We start from the raw sequence: 17,509 nt of genomic DNA on the forward strand, positions 1-17,509 counted from the left end.
TTTGAAAGAGCTTGATGTTAACCTACATCCTCTATCCGCTTATGGTGATAATTTTATCAACTCTGTACCACTATGTTAACATCTGCAATTGATACTAACGATATAAATACTATTCAAGCGGTAAGGGAAGGGGTCGTGGTCAGAGATCGCTCTGATTGGGGGCGTATTCGGATTTCTGATGATGATCGTCTCCGCTTTTTACATAATCAAAGCACTAATGATTTTCAATCTCGCAAACCTGGTCAGGGCTGCGATACTGTCATGGTGACATCTACCGCTCGGACGATAGATTTAGTGACTGCTTATGTATTAGATGATGCTGTTTTATTGTTAGTTTCCCCTCACCGTCGTCAGGAACTTATGGCATGGTTAGATCGCTATATCTTCTTTGCAGATAAGGTTAAATTAACTGATGCGACTGAGGAAACGGCAACATTAAGCCTGATTGGACCTCAAAGCCATGCTATCGTCGAAAATTTAGGAGCTGGTGATTTAATTGGTCAACCAGATGGTAATCATATTTTAGTTGATCGGGTGATAGTTGCAGTGGGTAGTGGCCTGGCTGCACCTGGATATACATTGATTTTACCGATTGCCGAAAAACAAATATGGTGGGAGAAAATACTAGGATTGGGGGCTGTGGAATTGAGCGATCGCGCTTGGGAAATGTTACGAATATTACAAGGTCGTCCCGCGACCGATTCAGAACTCACGGATGATTATAACCCCTTAGAAGTGGGTTTATGGCAGACAGTTTCCTTTAGCAAAGGTTGTTATATCGGTCAGGAAACCATTGCCAGACTTAATACATACAAAGGTGTAAAGCAATACCTTTGGGGAATTCGTCTTAGTGCTACGGCTGAACCAGGAACAGTCATCACCATTGGGGAAGAAAAAGTAGGTAAACTCACCAGCTATACAACCACTCCTGATGGTCATTTTGGACTAGGTTACATCAGGAGTAAAGCTGGTGGAGTTGGCTTAAAAGTACAAGTTGGAGAAACAGAAGGGGAAATAATTGCTATTCCCTTTGTTTCCCACGAATATCCATTAAGTAATGTCTAATTGTCCATTACCCATTTCCTCTACCTGGGCACAATTCATCTAGCCAAGACGGAAAAATATTGCTATAAGTAGATGAAATCCCGGTAATATTTGGGCTGGGAATTCCCGTAGTTATCAATCGTTTATCTATTTGTTCCCTGGCCAATCCGACAGGTAGCTTAACTGAAGAATGATGATGAATCGGTGTAGCCACTGCAATCACAGAAATGCCTGTAGTCATTTTCAATAACACCTGTTTGCGTTCTTTGGGTACAGGTGAATCTGTCAAGGCTATATGAGCAGGAGAGGTACTCACAATCTCATTTTTTGCGGTAGAATGCTGGGATTTTAATAAGTTTAATTCCTGTTCAGGATTGAAGTGCAAACACAAAGCTGCAATGATCCTATCAGGATCATTGTTTAAATCCAAAATGAAAGGGAGGATTTTTTTTAACTCTGGTTCTAAAGTGGATAAAGTTGCTAAAATGTAACCAGAAGAAGGTCTGCGGATGCCAGCATAATCTTTCCAGATTCGCATTTTAACTAGCCAAGAACGATTTTGTTCATAATAAATTAGCCACTTCATTTTTAATGCTTGACGTAGATGCTGAATATCCATTCATTCCCTCACTTCTTACTGTACTAAATTACAGCATTTATATATTTTCAGTGATCTTTATCCCTGGGGATGAAACCGATAATAAAGCATTTCCTTAACTCTTTTACCAGCTAATAAATGTTGTTCCACTAATCTGGGTATTTCTTGAGGTAAAACCCGACAATACCAAACCATTTCGGGTAAAACTAGCACCATTGGACCATTACCACATTGACCTAAACAGCCACTAGCTGCAATTGTCACATTAGGAGCAGGTAAAGCTTGTAAAGCTGCTAATATTTCCTCTGCACCTTGTTTTTTACAAGTACGATGTTGACATACTTTTACAGAAATAGGCAGGGGTTGTTCCTGAGTTGGGATGTTTGACATTTGTTTACAGTTAATTCACTGAAAATATCCAAATATTTACTGTTTTTACTTGCTAGTAACTTTTTTATCAAGACGTTCAGCCAGCCATAATTTAATAATAGAATCAGAAGTAACACCCAAGCACTGGGCTTCATCTAAATCGCCACTATGATACTATATTTGGTATATGTGGCGATCGCTAAGAAATCCTAATTGATCACTAATCCTTTACTGGCTAACCATGCACTATTAAATATTCGTGATTGATAGCGAGAACCACTGTCACACAAAATAGTTACAATAGTATGTCCTGGACCCAACTGTTTAGCTAAAGCCACAGCCGCACCGACATTAATTCCTGTTGAACCACCCATTAATAAACCATCTTTTCTTAATAGTTGATAAACAACACGCAAGGCTTCAGAATCATCAATTTGGATAGCATCATCAATAGGTGCGCCTTCCATATTGGCGGTAATGCGACTATTACCAATACCTTCAGTAATCGAATTACCTGCTATTTTGATCTCACCAGTTTTGATATAGCTATATAGTCCACTACCTAAAGGGTCAGCAACAACACATTTAACGCCCGGATTTTGTTCTTTTAGGTACATTGCCACACCAGCATAAGTACCACCAGTACCAGTTGATGCCACCCAGCCGTCGACTTTACCATTTGTCTGTTGCCAAATCTCTCTACCTGTGGTCTCATAATGGGCTACACGATTGGCTAAATTATCAAACTGATTAGCCCAAATGGCGTTTTCCATTTCTGCCGCAATTCTACCAGATAGTTTAACGTAATTATTCGGATCTTTGTAAGGGACCGCAGGAATAGGACGAACTTCCGCCCCCAAGGTAGTTAAAGCATCTATTTTTTCTTGGGATTGGGTATTGGGAATAATAATCAAGCATTTATAACCTTTGACGTTGCAAATATGTGCCAGTCCAATTCCCGTATTTCCCGCTGTTCCTTCAACTACTGTACCACCGGGTTTGAGAAGTCCTTTTTTTTCTGCATCTTCGATAATATACAGCGCAGCCCGATCTTTGACAGAACCACCAGGGTTCAGATATTCGGCTTTGGCTAAGATTTCACAACCTGTTTCTTCGCTAAAACTGTTTAAACGAATTAATGGGGTGTTACCAATTGTACCAACAAATCCATTTTTGATATCCATTTTGCATCTACCTGAGTTTTTCCCAATCAAATTTTGACATTTTTATGTAATTTTGTTTCGCGCAAAGACGCTAAGGAGCAAAGACGCTAAGGAAGAAATACATTAAAATTGCTATAATCTCAATTCTAATGGGATCTTCTTCCCGAAAATTTCTGAAAAGCAAGTACAAAAGATTGAATTTAAACTCAATCTAGCAATGTTAATATTGCTTTGGTTGTTTCTGTGCGTAAGTTATCATACAATATACTAAATGATTTCATAAACAAGGTGGACATTAATGAAATCTCCCCATGAACACAATCAAGACATTCAACGTCGGCTAGAAAAGCGACTCCGAGAACTGGATGATCAAATCAATGCTATTGATCAACCTGTTTATAAAACTCAGAAACATCAACCAGAACAATCTCAAAAACCTTGGCTAAGAAAAATCATTCTTGGTGGAAAATTTTTTGGTTTGGCTGTTGCAACTATAGTTGCAGTTCGAGTAGCCTCAGTTTTAGCCGGAATTATTATTTTTGGGGCTTTGGCTTTTCTTTTTTACAAACTTTTCTTAGAATCGCAAATTAAAAAAAAACTCTAAATAAAGTATAATCATCATGAATTATCAAGTGGGAACTGAGCAATTTATAAATGATTTAGAACGGGTTTCTCAGGTTCGTTCAGAAATTGCTATTTGTTTAGCTTATTACAATCAATAAGATCCCCGACTTCTTGGAGAAGTCGGGGATCTAAATCTGACATTATCCGATTCTATTTCTGATTCTTTCTGGACTACCTGTAGGAATTGCAGCAATTAATTTTTGTGTATATTCTTCTTTTGGTTCTAAGTAAATACTGTCAGATGTCCCTGATTCCACTATTTTCCCTTGATTCATCACTAAAATGCGATCGCTCAAAAATTTGACTACACTTAAATCATGGGAAATAAAAATGTAAGTTAGTTGAAAATCCGCTTGTAATTCTTTCAATAAATTGAGAACTTGCGCTTGCACAGATACGTCTAAAGCTGAAACTGATTCATCACAAATAATAAACTTAGGTTTTAAAGCCAAAGCGCGAGCAATACAAACCCGTTGACGCTGACCACCGGAAAACTGATGAGGATATTTTTTCATATCATCCGCACTTAAACCCACCCGTTCCAACAGTTCCACTACCCTAGCTTGTCGCTGTTGTTTCGACTTACCGACACCATGAATTAACAGCGGTTCTACAATCGCTTCCCCAATCTTAATCCGGGGGTTGAGGGAACTAAAAGGATTTTGGAAAATAATTTGCATTTCCCGTCGTAAGTGCTGCAAAGTTTTCCCAGTCAAGTGAGTAATATCCTGTCCATTAAATAATATTTTACCGCTCATCGGTTCGATTAATCGCAGCAATGTTCTACCTAAAGTAGTTTTACCGCAACCAGATTCTCCCACCAATCCCAAGGTTTCTCCCGGAAAAACATCAAAGGAAACCCCATTTACAGCCTTATGGTAACGTTTTGTGCTGCCAAATACCCCCCGGACTGGAAAACCCACTTCTAAGTTACTAACTGTCAACAGAGGTGTTTGTGAACTAATATTTGCTAATCTTGCGTTAGTCTCGTCCCTAGTAGTTTCTGCTGGTTGTGCAGGTTCTTTACTCTGAATTGTCACTTTTCCAAATTCATCTTCTGTCACCCTCATGTAGTCAGAAACAGTCAGCAGTTTGTGGGGACGACGATTCAAACTAGGACGACAAGCTACAAGTCCTTTCGTATAAGGATGTTGGGGGTTATTGAAAATTTGTGCTGCTGCACCATATTCGACAATTTTACCTTTATACATCACTGCTACTTGGTCAGTAATTTCCGCAATTAACCCCAAATCATGGCTAATAAAAATCATTGCCATATTGCGACTTTGTTGCAGTTCATATAACAATGCTAGAATTGTCGCTTGCACAGTCACATCTAAGGCTGTAGTTGGTTCATCAGCAATTAATACAGATGGATTGCAAGAGATAGCCATGGCAATCATAACTCGTTGCAATTGTCCTCCAGATAGCTCATGGGGATATCTTTCCAACATAGCTTCTTTGTGTTCTTTCACCAACTGTGCTAATTTAAAACTACCTGATGCAGATAAATTATGATCAAGATACTGTTCCTCAATTTGTTCATCACTAGCTAAAAGTTTAACTTCTTGTAAACCCGCGATCGCAATTCTTTTCGCTTCAATTGCATTTACATTCTGATGTCGCATAATAGCTTCTTGCAACTGAAACCCGATAGTATAAACCGGATTTAAAGAACTCATTGGTTCTTGAAAAATCATCGCAATATCACCACCTCGATAAAGCTGCATTTCTTGAGGTGATAATGCTAATAAATCCAGCGGTTGTCCACTTGTCCGAGAAAAGAAAATTTCCCCTCCACTCACTTTTCCTGGATATTGCAACAAACCCATGATTGCTAAAGCCGTAACCGACTTTCCACTTCCCGACTCTCCCACTATTCCTAAAGTCTCACCCTGATGTAGCTGAAAACTAATATCATCAATAGCTTTTACTTTACTGCTGTCACTGATAAATTCAACTTGTAGATTGCGAACCCCTAAAACTGTTTCTTTCATATTACCAATTACCAATTACCAATTACCAATTACCAAATTACAACTTAGGTAAGACATTTGGCAATAAATGTCCTGGAAGCTTAGATAAAGCTAAATTTTGTCCTTGAATTCCTAACTCATTGTGAAAAGCCCGAATTGTGCTAATAATATAGCTGATTGTTGTTTGATAATTTTCTGTTTGTCTATCAAATCCACTTAACGCTTGTAAATGATTTTCTAAAGCGGCTTCTAACTGTTGAGAAAGCATTTTTTTATCACCATTAAAAGACAAATTTATCACTAAATAATAATGAGCTAATCCTAAATTATTGTGTGTCATCCATAAATCAAAACTTAAAGGTAGACTACTAAGTAAGTGAGCCGTATTCACAGCTTCTTCATAAGCATTAATACATAATTTTACGAATTTTTGTTGATCTTCTTTTGTTGTTTGTGGCTGATTTGCTAGATGCCAGTAAGCGATACCCAGATTATTTTGAGTAGCAGCATAGGATTGAGGAACATCCACAGATGTTCGATATTTTAGGGCTTCATTATAAACCTGAATTGCTAACTGGAGATTTTCTATTGGTTGTTCATATTGGGAAAGATTCCAATAAGCCGTACCCATATTATTTTGAATCATCGCATATTTTAGGGGATCATTTGTCTGTTGATAGTGAACGACTGCTAACTTATAAGCAGAAATCGCTTTGGTGAGATTTTCTACAGGTTGATCGTACTGCCCTAGATGCCAATAAGCTGTACCTAAATTGTTCTGACAAGCAGCATATTTTAAAGGTTCTATTTCTTCTTGTCGGTAACGAATGGCTTCATCATAAGCAATAACTGCGAACTGCCAATTTTCTACAGGTTCAGCAAATTTCGCTAAGTCACCATAGGCAGTACCCAGGTTATTTTGAATCCGCGTATAAGTTTCTGGCTGAGTATCACCTGTAATTATCTTGAGTGCTAATTTATAAAAGTCTACCCCTTGTTGAATATAAATTTTTGCTTCTTCAGAATTATCAGGGATGCGGTGCAACATCCAGTAAAGTGTCCCCAAATCATTCAAAATATCTGGAAGTTGTGGAGAATTTTCATCATAATTAACTGCTTCCTGATAAGCTAGAATTGCTATCATCAAATTTTCCACAGTTGCTTGTCCTTGCTCAATCTGCAACCGATAGAAATTACCAAGATTCTGATAAGCTATCCCTAACTCTTCTCCCTTAGCTGTTTGAATATGTAACTGTTCAATTTCCCAGAGTATTTGTTGAATTTGATCACTATCATCAGTATTTATTGTTGCCTTAATTAATCCTTGCAACTCCTGGTTAATATGAGATAAGGAAGGAAAATGCTGATTAGTTGTTATTTGAGGAGATTGAGCCGGAAATTTATCTGGTATTTGTGTTAAATCTGTGGTTGAAGTTAAAGGCAAATCAAACTCATTTGTTTTTTTGATGTCTTGAGAAACTTCCTCTTCATTAACAACTAAATGCTCTAAATTTTCTTGACCTAAATTATAGGAATCTGCAAATTTTTCTGGATAACCTCTATTATCTATAGTTGGTGTCGGTTCTCCTGCAAATACAAATACGCCGGTTCGACAATGCCAAAATTTTGATGCTGATTGCTGAATCGCAGACAACCAAGGACGAGAAACCCAAAATAAAAGACTAGATTCTACAAAGTGACTAAATTCCTGACTTGATAAATGCTGTTCACCTAAACGGAGATAATTTAAAAATAAACGTTGTACTGCTACTGGTTCTTTAGTCAGCATTTCTACCCCGACAATCTGAAATCCCGGCATTGGTAAGGGACGGCCAGGATTATCTGTTGATCCTCCCACCATCGGGGGTGGATAATTAGCTAACCATTCATTGATTTGCGCTATAGGATTAGGATCACTTAAATTTAAACGCAGAGTGACTAATCGCGGATAAGCTGGCGTGCTAAAATCTCCCACATTAGCTCGCTGATATATGACCTTACCCACTGGATAAGCTAGAGTGGAGTGTAACCGCGCTGCTATCCGATTTCTTAAATGTAAATTATCACATATAGCAAATAGGATTTGTCTACGTAAACCCAGACTCAGAGCAAGTTTTAGGCGTTGATATACTTGCCGATTCAAACTAATGTTTTCTGTATGTACAGTTTCATTCACGCTTGTATTTAGTTGAGTTTTAGCCCTATTTTCTGTATACATCCTGACTGAATAAATTAAATATTAATGTCACATCTCATAATTTGGATTTTCACGGAGATGCTTTCTTTTTCAGGATGAATCAAATTTTATGGGCTAGAATATCAAAAAAAAAGACTATGATTATACTTGTATTTTGCCATTCTAGCAAAAAATCAGGCTCTTGATCAAAATAAGAACCTGAAATCAGGAAAGGCTGTTAAAGGGCAGTTTTGCAATTAGCTAACATTAGAGACAGTGAAAGCGACAAAAATTACCCCTCCAATTAAAAGCATCGCTGCAATTCCTAAGATAATATAAGTACGCTTTTGGGAGTTTGTTGGTGGTTCAGCTTGATAAAGCTTGGGTTCTTTAGCAAAGTTATTGAGAAGACCACCTTCTTCGTTTGTATAGGGCATGAACTGATTCCTTATTATCTTTCTTGACTTAATGTTACATAAATTTTACATCACTCTCATAAAAATAGTTACATTAATCAAAGTTTTTGGGATTTTGGCTGCTGTCTTGACAAAATAGACAATTTATGTTTAATTTTGTGCTATTCTATTTCACCTGAATGCTAATTCAGGAAGAGAATTCATTCCTAATTAAGCGCGAAGTTCAGTTACATGACTATTTGCCATCAAATTTTTGTTACACTGTTCATAGTGATTTATATTTTTGAATCTCAATCAAAACATCATAATTATGCAAAGAATCTCTATAGAAAATTTTGGTCCTGTTAAAAAATTTGAGGCTGATATTACAGATGTTATGCTGTTAATTGGACCCCAAGCAAGCGGTAAAAGTACAATTAGTAAATCTATTTTTATATTCAAATCTATTAAAGATGAAATACTTGATTATATATATGCTAACGATCTGACTTCTCCTAAACCTCTCTTAGATTTATTAAGTCATCTGGTAGTTAATTTTTTAGATAATTTCAATCTTTCATTGGATTGTGAATTATTTAGAGTCGCATATCAATATTCACCAACAAAACAAATAGCCATTTACAAAAATCAATCTAAATCTTTTGTTATTCCAAAAATAAAATTAAGTAATATTCTAGAAAACGAATTAAGTTTGCTAATTACAGAAATTTTAAATTACAAAATAATTTCCAAAGAACAACAGCATAAATTTAAATCATTAGAAGAATTACGAGAATTAGAATCAGACAGAAGATTGCAGTTTAAAAATTTTAAATCGCGCATTGATAATATATTTGAGGAAACACACTCTCCTGTATTTATTCCTGCTGGTAGAAGTTTGATGTCTACATTAACAAATCAACTACAAGATATCAACAATCCAAACATTTTAGACTACTTTACACAATCTTTTGTAAAGCGAATTAATTTATTGAAAACTTACTTTACAGATGATTTAAATACTCTTATTCAAAATAGAAATATTGCTGTTGATTTAGGTTCTAACTTACTAGATTTATTAAAAAAAATCCTCAAAGGTGAATATAGATTTAATGCTGATATTGATAAAGAAAGAATTTATTTTAAAAATAACCAATATGTGAAACTACAATATGCTTCTTCAGGACAACAAGAATCTGTCTGGATTTTATTGCTGATATTTCGATATATTTTAGATGAAACGAGTGTATTTATGGTGTTTGAAGAACCAGAAGCACATCTTTATCCTGAAACCCAAAGTGATATTGTAGAACTGATTGGTTTATTAGCAAATGTTTATAATAATCAAATAATTATAACTACTCATAGTCCTTATATTTTATCTGCTTTCAATAATCTTTTATATGCTTATCAAGTAGGTAAAAATAAAATAGGTGATGAAAGAGAAGCAGTAGAAAGTATTGTTAATAGTAAAAGTTGGATTGATCCAAATCGCATTTCAGCTTACTTTATTTCTGAAAATGGCTATGAATCAATTATTGATGAAGAATTAAAATTAATTCAAGCGGAAAAAATAGATAGCGCATCCAGTATAATTAACGACAAGTTTAATGATCTATTCAATCTGGATGAATAACTATGTGTAACGATTTATTTAGAGAAAGTGAATGTAAGGAATTTTGTGATACTAGAAAAACCATAGTTGTTAAAGATTCAGGAAATAAACAAGAGTATAGAATCACCAATGATAACGGTAAAGAGATTTGTAAGATTAAGGTTGATGGTTGCTTAATTAAAGAAGGTGAAAGATGTGATTACCTAATTTTAGCCTGTGAAGATAAATCAGCGTTTTTTGTAGAATTAAAGGGACATGATTTAAAAAAAGCAATTGCACAAATAAATTCATCTATAAATCAACTGATGACTGAAATAAAAGAATTCAAAATTTATGCACGTATTGTCTTAAATAGAAATCCCACACCTGATATTAATAGTTCTATAGAAATTAAGCTCAAGAAACGTCTTAAACAACAAAATGGCAAAGATTCTGGTGATCTGATCAAATATAAAAGTCAGGTTTTAGAAGAAAATCAGATCCCCGACTTCTTCAAGAAGTCGGGGATCTAAGTAAATACAAATTAGCCCGTAATAGTCCCCGTTAAAGGAGAACTAGCACTAGCGTAATCCTTTATGGGCATTCGTCCTGCCAAATAAGCCATGCGACCGGCTACCGTTGCTAAATTCATCGCATAAGCCATTGCTGGGGCATTCTGAGCCAGGGCGATCGCACTATTAATCAATAACGCATCCGCTCCCAATTCCATCGCCTCAGCAGCCTCAGAGGGCGCACCAATGCCGGCATCTACCACTACGGGAATATGGGCATTTTCAATAATAATCTGAATATTGGCAGTTGTTTGCAGTCCTTGTCCCGAACCAATAGGGGCAGCCAAAGGCATAACCGTGGCACAACCCACCTCTTCTAGTCGCTTGGCTAACATGGGATCAGCATTAATATAAGGCAATACAGCAAAACCCTCCTTTACCAACTGTTCCGCAGCTTGCAAAGTGCCAATGGGATCAGGTAATAAATACTTGGCATCAGGTATCACTTCTAACTTAACAAAATTATTATCTTCCTGTCCTAATAACTTGGCCATTTCCCGTCCCAACCGTGCCACTCGCACCGCTTCTTCTGCGGTTTGACAGCCAGCGGTATTGGGTAACATCCAGATTTTACTCCAATCTAGTGCCTCTGCTAAACCTTCATGTCCTGGGGCGTTGGTTTGTACCCGTCGCACAGCCACCGTGACAATTTGACAACCACTAGCAGCGACACTTTGCTGCATTTCTCGGATATTGCGATATTTACCGGTTCCCGTCATTAACCGAGATTTGAAGCTTTTGCCGGCAATAATTAAGGGTGAATCGGGAACAATTAAATCTGATATTTCTGGGTTACGGTGTCCGTTAGTGGCAGGAGTCGCGTGAATTAACATTGGTGTAGTAGTAGATGACACAGTAGAAAAGCGAGAATAATGAAAATTAGCTAAAAGAGGATCTGCTTTTTGTTCACAAATCAAATCAGCAATTAATGTGGCTGTAATTGGTGCAAGTAAAATACCATTGCGGTGATGACCAGTAGCCAAGGTTAAGTTACTACAATAACTATGACCCAAAATAGGGAATTCATCGGGAGTAGCGGGACGAAATCCCCACCAAAGTTCTTGTAGAGGATAATTCTCTAGTTGGGGATATAGTCGTATAGCTGATTGTAATAAACTTTGAATGCCCCCAGGGGTATTATGGGCAGTAAATCCTACATCTTCGCTAGTTGCACCAATAATGATAGAGCGATTGCGGCGGGGAACAATATAAATATTTTCACCAAACAACACCCTGGTTAAAGGTAATTCAGTCACAAAGTCCGGGACTCGCACACTCAACATTTGTCCTTTGCGGGGACGCACTGGTAAAGGTAATAATTGATTTGTCCAAGCACCAGCAGTTAAAAGATAATGATCAGCGCGAAGTAACCCAGTATTAGTTTGTACACCAATAACTTTTCCCTGTTGTTGAGAAATCGCTTCTACTGTAATTCCATCTTGGAAAACAACACCCAAAGAGGTAGCCGCAGTTCGCAGAACTTTCATTAAAGCCCTGTTATCAACTTGCCCATCTTCAGGATACCACCAGCCACCAACCACATCTGCACCCAAACCTGTTTGATATTGGTTAATCGTATTTTTATCTAACCAGTTAGCGTTTTTGTGTTCCCGGTTTTCAGGTTGTTGATACAATGGTGCGAGGATACCGCAAGGCCAATAACCTGTATTGTTTAAATCTTTTGTGGCGGTTAATTTTGTTAATTTTTCCGTCCAGTCTAAATATAAATTACGCGATCGCCGACATAAAGACAACATCGCCTCATTAGTAATATTTTCCGCATCAGGCGCTAACATTCCCGCTGCGGCATGGCTGGCTGCGGCAGTAAAATCACGGCAAATTACAGTTACATTTGCACCCCGTAATTTGAGTTCAACACCGCAAGCCAACCCGATAATACCACCACCAATAATTAAAACATCATTAGTCATTAGTCATTAGTCAATTAGTTATTAGTAAATAACTAATAACTCATAAATGGCGCAGAGGGGGTGGAAATTGGTCATTGGTCATGAGTTTTTTAATTTTGACCTTTGACCTTTAACTAAATTTTTCCCTAGTTACCACAAAGCCCGAATTGGTGCTTTGTTTTCATTGGTATTACTACCAGAATTTGAGTTACGTTCTGTAGTAGAAGTTTCATTGGCAGAACTGGAACTTTTATTACTATCACTTGTTTCTTGTGTAGTATTAGCAGAATTGTTGGTAGTCTCTGTAGAACCATTACTTTGAGCTACACGGGTATTCCGAGGGTTTTCACTGGCAGAATTAGAATTGTTTCCGCTGGAAGTTTCTGACTCATTACTACTAGTATTTTCCGAATCATTCCCATTCGCAGCACTATTAACATTAATATTAGCGGGAAGAACGCTAGATTCTTTGCGTCCTTGGGGAACATTAGCAGTTTGTTGTCCGCCCATAGGAAAATTAATTCCCAGTAACGTACCTAGCAAAATTGCTACGCCGCCAGCCATTAAAATCAAGGGTGTCCATCTACCCATCTTGTTTCTCTCCTTGTTAACCTTCTGGTATCTAAACTAATTGAGAACCTTGACCCCAAAACCCATAAAATTTAGTTACTTTGACATCACCTAAAACCTGAATTTGGCAAGTTAAACCCAGGCCGTTTGTAGGAGAATGGGGAGGAAGCGATTCCTAGATTGTGCTTCGCTATCGCTGTGTTTGCTCAGGCCAATTCACTGCGGACACCTCACTTTCTACTGTAACCGCATAAGTACCATAAGTGCCAATGCCTCCACAGTTGATCATCTCTGTGTACCTTATCCCCAGCCTCTTCTTTACACTCAATTAATTTACTTGGCCTTACTAACTGAGGGATATTGAAATTACCGAAATAGCGTTTTGTTGTATATTGGCACATCGCCGCCAATTTGTCTCTCAGGTGTCAGTGTTGAACCAACGGTTCACCCAATTTTTATGACCACAACTCCCTCAAATCAACTTTGGATCTATGACACTACTCTCCGCGACGGAACTCAACGAGAAGGACTGTCAGTGTCTATAGAAGATAAGTTACGCATTGCTCACAAACTTGATGAATTGGGTATACCCTTTATTGAAGGTGGTTGGCCGGGAGCAAATCCCAAAGATGTCCAATTCTTCGAGCAACTTCAAACAAATCCCCTCAAACAAGCAGAAGTTGTCCCTTTTTGTTCCACCCGTCGTCCTCATACCAAAGCAGTAGATGAACCCATGCTCCAAGCGATTTTGGCGGCAGATACGCGCTGGGTGACAATTTTCGGTAAATCTTGGGATTTGCACGTTACAGCCGGACTCAAGACCAGTCTGGCGGAAAATCTAGCCATGATTGGCGACACAATCGAGTATTTGCGTTCTCAAGGACGGCGAGTAATTTACGATGCTGAACATTGGTTTGATGGTTATAAGCAAAATCCTGATTATGCTTTACAGACGTTGACAGCAGCAGTCACAGCAGGTGCAGAATGGTTAGTTTTATGTGATACCAATGGTGGGACTTTACCTCATGAAGTTTCGCAAATTGTGTCAGTTGTCAGTGGTCAGTTGTCAGTTGTGAGTCAGCGCGGTCTTGGGGGTTTCCCCCATGAGCGACTGACGAACCCCGAAGGGGTTAGTTGTCAAGAAAAAATTCCCCAAATAGGAATACATACTCATAATGATTCAGAAATGGCGGTGGCGAATGCCTTAGTGGCAGTTATGGCTGGAGCTAGAATGGTACAAGGAACAATTAACGGTTATGGGGAACGTTGCGGTAATGCAAATCTGTGTTCTGTGATTCCCAATTTACAGCTAAAGCTGGGTTATAGTTGTATCGGTGAACACCAGCTAAATCAGCTTACAGAAGCTAGTCGGTTTGTCAGTGAAGTTGTTAATCTCGCACCTGACGAACACGCACCTTTTGTGGGACTTTCGGCTTTTGCTCATAAAGGGGGAATTCATGTCTCTGCGGTGGCACGGAATCCTTTAACCTATGAACATATTCAACCGCAATTGGTGGGAAATCACCGCCGGATTGTGATTTCTGAACAGTCTGGTTTAAGTAATGTCTTAGCTAAAGCTCGCAGTTGTGGGATTGAATTAGATAAGGATCATCCCCAAGCTAGACAAATTCTTCACCGCATGAAGGAATTGGAAAGTCAAGGCTATCAATTTGAAGCCGCAGAAGCTAGTTTTATTCTTTTGATGTATGAGGCTTTATCCTGTCGTCAGCAGTTTTTTGAAGTTCAAGGTTTTCAAGTCCATTGTGATTTGGTGGAAATGAAGGAATCTACTAATTCTTTAGCAACTGTGAAAGTTGCTGTTAATGGTAAAAATATTCTCGAAGCCGCAGAAGGTAATGGCCCAGTAGCCGCTTTGGATGCCGCTTTGCGGAAGGCTTTAGTGAATTTTTATCCCCAAATTGCCGATTTTGAATTGACTGATTATAAGGTGAGAATTCTCAATGGAAATACGGGAACATCTGCTAAAACTCGCGCTTTAGTAGAATCAGGTAATGGTCAACAACGCTGGACTACTGTAGGAGTTTCTAGCAATATTTTGGAGGCTTCTTATCAAGCTGTGGTTGAAGGTTTGGAATATGGGTTATTGCTGCATTTCCAAGCTGAAAAGGCGTTGAAAGTTTAGAGGTTGATAAATTTTGGTAGAGATGTTTAATGTCTCTACCTGATTAATGTCTGATAGCGTAGCGTGGCGTAGCCATATCAGGATTTCTGGTTACTGAGCGAAGTCGAAGTACAGGATTAAAGGATTTACAGGATTATCTATTGATAATTTATTCATTTTGATTACACACATTTTACATTTGAATTCTGAATATTCTGAGTTGTGAGATACCTAACTTATTTTCTACATCTTTTCATTTATCAATATCAATTATATCAGAAGTCGGTTATCTTTAAATGCAAACTAACATCCTGCAAATCCTTTAATCCTGTAAATCCTGATTCTGACAAATAATTACAAACTCATTTCTAACAACACTTTTAAAACTCCTTTAGTTTTGGCTTTCTCAAAAGCTGCTAAACCTTGAGAAAGTGGATAATGACTATCAATTAAAGATTGAACATCTATCTTTCCCGTCGCTAACAATTCCAATGCTGGAACAAAGGGACCACAACGAGAACCAATGAGAGTGATTTCATCTACCACTAAAGCAGAAGCATCTAAACTGAGATTTCCCGCATAGGTGCTTTTTAAAATTAATATACCACGAGGACGTAAAGCCCGACGAGCAATATTAAAACCTTCAGGATTTCCTGTACAATCAACAGAGATATCAAAGTATCTATCAGTGACGCTATCAGCGAAACCAGTTTTAATTCCTTTCGCTGCTAAATTTACTAATTTATCTTTATGTCTTCCAACTACTAATAATTCACAACCTGTTAAGGCTAAAGTTTGGGCTATTAATTGTCCCAGTTTACCATCTCCAACTACTAATACTCGGTCATCTTTACATATTTGTATTTGTTGTTGAATTTCCAAAGCTGCGGCTATGGGTTCAGTAAAAGTTGCGGCTGCTGTAGAGACATTTTCAGGAACAAGATGCAAATTCTCAATAGGTAAAGATAGATATTCTGCAAATGCACCATGACGGTTAACAATTCCTAAAACTGTCCGATTTTCGCAATGTGTTGGTTGTCCCCGCCGACAAAAACGACAATCACCACAAGCAGCGTTAATTTCACCAACCACTCTTTGATTAATTAACTGTTTGGGACCTTGTTCAACAACACCAACAAATTCATGGCCGATAATGCCAGTATAAGGATAATAACCTTTAATTAATTCTAGGTCTGTATTACAAATTCCCGCCCGCAAAACCCGCACCAAAGCCTCTCCTGGTAGTGGTTCAGGAATAGGAATATTGGTGCGTAATTGTAATTGATTATTTTCTAGCCAAAGTCCTTTCATAATTTTTTCAGTTGTCAGTTGTCAGTTGTCAGTTGTTAGTTGTTAGTTGTTAAAGTTTTGCACTTTCTAGAAATGGTGTAAATATCGGAACTATATCGGAATTACTCACAACCATTGTGGGAAAAGAGCGATCGCTATAATCCATTCCCGGCGATAATGGAAAAGACTCAGAATTGAGCGATACCCACGTCCCACCCGCAGCTTGGACAATGACCCAAGCGCCAGCAATATCCCATACCTTGGGTGTGGCTTCAATTCCCCCCAAAACCGCACCAGTTGCGACGGAAAGAAAGTTATAACTAGCAACTCCTAACATCCGAATTTTACAGGGGAAACCCGGTTGAATAATGTCGGTACTGCGAGAACAAAGGTTAAAAAAGTGGTTTTTGCTGGGAGCATCTTTACTGGTATGAATGGGATGATTATTTAAAAATGCTCCCGTTGGCGTTGTTAAGCCTGATGAACCCGCCCAAAATCCGTGAAAGGCTTGATTTAATGGTGGCGCGTAAACATAACCAAAAATGGGCGTTCCTCGATAAAGTAACCCCAGAGAAATAGACCAAATCGGAATTCCTCTGGTAAAGTTGGTTGTACCATCCAAAGGATCAATTACCCAACACCATTCTGCATTCGGAAAAGTTTGATTACTTTCTTCGCTCAAAATGCCGTAACCGGAGAAAGTAGAAACAATAGCATCTCGAATTTCTTGATCTGCCCATTTATCTGATTTTGTTACCAAGCTACCATCAGCTTTTTGGGAAGCTTGGACTTTACCAAAATCCTGCATTAATTGTTTTCCCACTCTGATAGTAGTGGTTTCTGCAAACTCTAGAATCGTATTCCAAAAATCGTTCATTTGTTAGTTGTTATTAGTCGGTTGTCATTTGTCAACTATTAACCAATTTTATCACATTTATCCTCAGCAAAAGCCTAAAATTTTTCACTTAAAAGCAGAGCGAATTTATATCATTAGACAGATAAAGACGTTTTCTCATCTACTCAATCCTCAGCATAAGATATATTTATGTATATATTCCTTTATGCTAACCTGGGGTAAAAACTTATAAAGAAATTGTTAAAAAGTT

General features: G+C 37.9%; 15 protein-coding genes. 5 read left to right on the plus strand and 10 right to left on the minus strand.

Annotated elements, in window-relative coordinates; genetic code table 11:
* Window positions 1-72 precede the first annotated feature (72 nt).
* Window positions 73-1,065: a folate-binding protein YgfZ gene (locus FJR08_RS01095; protein WP_168631878.1), complete on the plus strand. Its 993-nt coding sequence runs from the start codon at window positions 73-75 to the stop codon at window positions 1,063-1,065.
* Window positions 1,066-1,072: 7 nt separating this feature from the next.
* Here the strand turns inward: FJR08_RS01095 and FJR08_RS23905 are convergent, their stop codons facing one another.
* The 3 genes from FJR08_RS23905 to FJR08_RS01110 form a co-directional block, all read right to left on the minus strand.
* Window positions 1,073-1,663 (minus strand): DUF5331 domain-containing protein, encoded by a 591-nt coding sequence (locus FJR08_RS23905; protein ID WP_015083309.1) that lies wholly within the window; start codon window positions 1,661-1,663, stop codon window positions 1,073-1,075.
* Window positions 1,664-1,720: 57 nt separating this feature from the next.
* Window positions 1,721-2,032 carry a ferredoxin gene (locus tag FJR08_RS01105; RefSeq protein ID WP_168631879.1) on the minus strand — a complete coding sequence of 104 codons (312 nt, stop codon included), beginning with the start codon at window positions 2,030-2,032 and terminating at the stop codon, window positions 1,721-1,723.
* A 188-nt stretch (window positions 2,033-2,220) separates the two neighbouring features.
* Window positions 2,221-3,195, minus strand: a complete 975-nt coding sequence (locus tag FJR08_RS01110) for a cysteine synthase A (RefSeq protein ID WP_168631880.1) — start codon at window positions 3,193-3,195, stop codon at window positions 2,221-2,223.
* 277 nt (window positions 3,196-3,472) lie between these two features.
* Here FJR08_RS01110 and FJR08_RS01115 point away from each other — a divergent pair, with 277 nt between their 5' ends.
* Window positions 3,473-3,778 carry a hypothetical protein gene (locus tag FJR08_RS01115; protein WP_015083312.1) on the plus strand — a complete coding sequence of 102 codons (306 nt, stop codon included), beginning with the start codon at window positions 3,473-3,475 and terminating at the stop codon, window positions 3,776-3,778.
* A 160-nt stretch (window positions 3,779-3,938) separates the two neighbouring features.
* Here FJR08_RS01115 and FJR08_RS01120 read toward each other — a convergent pair whose 3' ends face one another.
* From FJR08_RS01120 to psb34, 3 genes are all read right to left on the minus strand, one after another.
* Window positions 3,939-5,795, minus strand: a complete 1,857-nt coding sequence (locus FJR08_RS01120) for an ABC transporter ATP-binding protein (RefSeq protein ID WP_168631881.1) — start codon at window positions 5,793-5,795, stop codon at window positions 3,939-3,941.
* 37 nt (window positions 5,796-5,832) lie between these two features.
* On the minus strand, window positions 5,833-7,992 hold the full coding sequence (locus tag FJR08_RS01125; RefSeq protein WP_168631882.1) for a tetratricopeptide repeat protein: 2,160 nt from the start codon (window positions 7,990-7,992) through the stop codon (window positions 5,833-5,835).
* A 215-nt stretch (window positions 7,993-8,207) separates the two neighbouring features.
* Window positions 8,208-8,387, minus strand: coding sequence for a photosystem II assembly protein Psb34 (gene psb34, locus FJR08_RS01130; protein WP_168631883.1), 180 nt, complete (start codon window positions 8,385-8,387; stop codon window positions 8,208-8,210).
* A gap of 289 nt (window positions 8,388-8,676) precedes the next feature.
* Between psb34 and FJR08_RS01135 the strand changes: the two genes are divergently transcribed.
* Both FJR08_RS01135 and FJR08_RS01140 read left to right on the plus strand, forming a co-directional pair.
* On the plus strand, window positions 8,677-9,981 hold the full coding sequence (locus FJR08_RS01135; protein WP_168631884.1) for an AAA family ATPase: 1,305 nt from the start codon (window positions 8,677-8,679) through the stop codon (window positions 9,979-9,981).
* A 2-nt stretch (window positions 9,982-9,983) separates the two neighbouring features.
* Complete coding sequence (locus tag FJR08_RS01140) at window positions 9,984-10,472, plus strand: hypothetical protein (RefSeq protein ID WP_168631885.1); 489 nt, start codon at window positions 9,984-9,986, stop codon at window positions 10,470-10,472.
* Between the two features lie 11 nt (window positions 10,473-10,483).
* Here FJR08_RS01140 and thiO read toward each other — a convergent pair whose 3' ends face one another.
* A complete protein-coding gene (thiO, locus tag FJR08_RS23910) occupies window positions 10,484-12,442 on the minus strand; it encodes a glycine oxidase ThiO (protein WP_168631886.1) in 1,959 nt (652 codons plus the stop codon).
* Window positions 12,443-12,571: 129 nt separating this feature from the next.
* Window positions 12,572-13,012, minus strand: a complete 441-nt coding sequence (locus tag FJR08_RS01150) for a hypothetical protein (protein WP_168631887.1) — start codon at window positions 13,010-13,012, stop codon at window positions 12,572-12,574.
* A 436-nt stretch (window positions 13,013-13,448) separates the two neighbouring features.
* Here FJR08_RS01150 and cimA point away from each other — a divergent pair, with 436 nt between their 5' ends.
* Window positions 13,449-15,134 carry a citramalate synthase gene (cimA, locus tag FJR08_RS01160; RefSeq protein WP_168631888.1) on the plus strand — a complete coding sequence of 562 codons (1,686 nt, stop codon included), beginning with the start codon at window positions 13,449-13,451 and terminating at the stop codon, window positions 15,132-15,134.
* A gap of 333 nt (window positions 15,135-15,467) precedes the next feature.
* Here cimA and FJR08_RS01165 read toward each other — a convergent pair whose 3' ends face one another.
* Together FJR08_RS01165 and FJR08_RS01170 are read right to left on the minus strand one after the other, a co-directional pair.
* Window positions 15,468-16,424, minus strand: a complete 957-nt coding sequence (locus FJR08_RS01165; RefSeq protein WP_168631889.1) for an alcohol dehydrogenase catalytic domain-containing protein — start codon at window positions 16,422-16,424, stop codon at window positions 15,468-15,470.
* A 49-nt stretch (window positions 16,425-16,473) separates the two neighbouring features.
* Window positions 16,474-17,280 (minus strand): inositol monophosphatase family protein, encoded by an 807-nt coding sequence (locus tag FJR08_RS01170; RefSeq protein ID WP_015083321.1) that lies wholly within the window; start codon window positions 17,278-17,280, stop codon window positions 16,474-16,476.
* Window positions 17,281-17,509: the final 229 nt, after the last annotated feature.

Source organism: Dolichospermum sp. UHCC 0260, from assembly GCF_009711985.1.
Taxonomy (GTDB): Bacteria; Cyanobacteriota; Cyanobacteriia; order Cyanobacteriales; family Nostocaceae; genus Dolichospermum; species Dolichospermum lemmermannii.

Excerpts from the sequence above, each read along its gene's own strand:
- FJR08_RS01095 (WP_168631878.1), top strand. The coding sequence starts at position 73 with ATGTTAACATCTGCAATTGATACTAACGATATAAATACTATTCAAGCG.
- FJR08_RS23905 (WP_015083309.1), bottom strand. The coding sequence starts at position 1,663 with ATGGATATTCAGCATCTACGTCAAGCATTAAAAATGAAGTGGCTAATT.
- FJR08_RS01105 (WP_168631879.1), bottom strand. The coding sequence starts at position 2,032 with ATGTCAAACATCCCAACTCAGGAACAACCCCTGCCTATTTCTGTAAAA.
- FJR08_RS01110 (WP_168631880.1), bottom strand. The coding sequence starts at position 3,195 with ATGGATATCAAAAATGGATTTGTTGGTACAATTGGTAACACCCCATTA.
- FJR08_RS01115 (WP_015083312.1), top strand. The coding sequence starts at position 3,473 with ATGAAATCTCCCCATGAACACAATCAAGACATTCAACGTCGGCTAGAA.
- FJR08_RS01120 (WP_168631881.1), bottom strand. The coding sequence starts at position 5,795 with ATGAAAGAAACAGTTTTAGGGGTTCGCAATCTACAAGTTGAATTTATC.
- FJR08_RS01125 (WP_168631882.1), bottom strand. The coding sequence starts at position 7,992 with ATGTATACAGAAAATAGGGCTAAAACTCAACTAAATACAAGCGTGAAT.
- psb34 (WP_168631883.1), bottom strand. The coding sequence starts at position 8,387 with ATGCCCTATACAAACGAAGAAGGTGGTCTTCTCAATAACTTTGCTAAA.
- FJR08_RS01135 (WP_168631884.1), top strand. The coding sequence starts at position 8,677 with ATGCAAAGAATCTCTATAGAAAATTTTGGTCCTGTTAAAAAATTTGAG.
- FJR08_RS01140 (WP_168631885.1), top strand. The coding sequence starts at position 9,984 with ATGTGTAACGATTTATTTAGAGAAAGTGAATGTAAGGAATTTTGTGAT.
- thiO (WP_168631886.1), bottom strand. The coding sequence starts at position 12,442 with ATGACTAATGATGTTTTAATTATTGGTGGTGGTATTATCGGGTTGGCT.
- FJR08_RS01150 (WP_168631887.1), bottom strand. The coding sequence starts at position 13,012 with ATGGGTAGATGGACACCCTTGATTTTAATGGCTGGCGGCGTAGCAATT.
- cimA (WP_168631888.1), top strand. The coding sequence starts at position 13,449 with ATGACCACAACTCCCTCAAATCAACTTTGGATCTATGACACTACTCTC.
- FJR08_RS01165 (WP_168631889.1), bottom strand. The coding sequence starts at position 16,424 with ATGAAAGGACTTTGGCTAGAAAATAATCAATTACAATTACGCACCAAT.
- FJR08_RS01170 (WP_015083321.1), bottom strand. The coding sequence starts at position 17,280 with ATGAACGATTTTTGGAATACGATTCTAGAGTTTGCAGAAACCACTACT.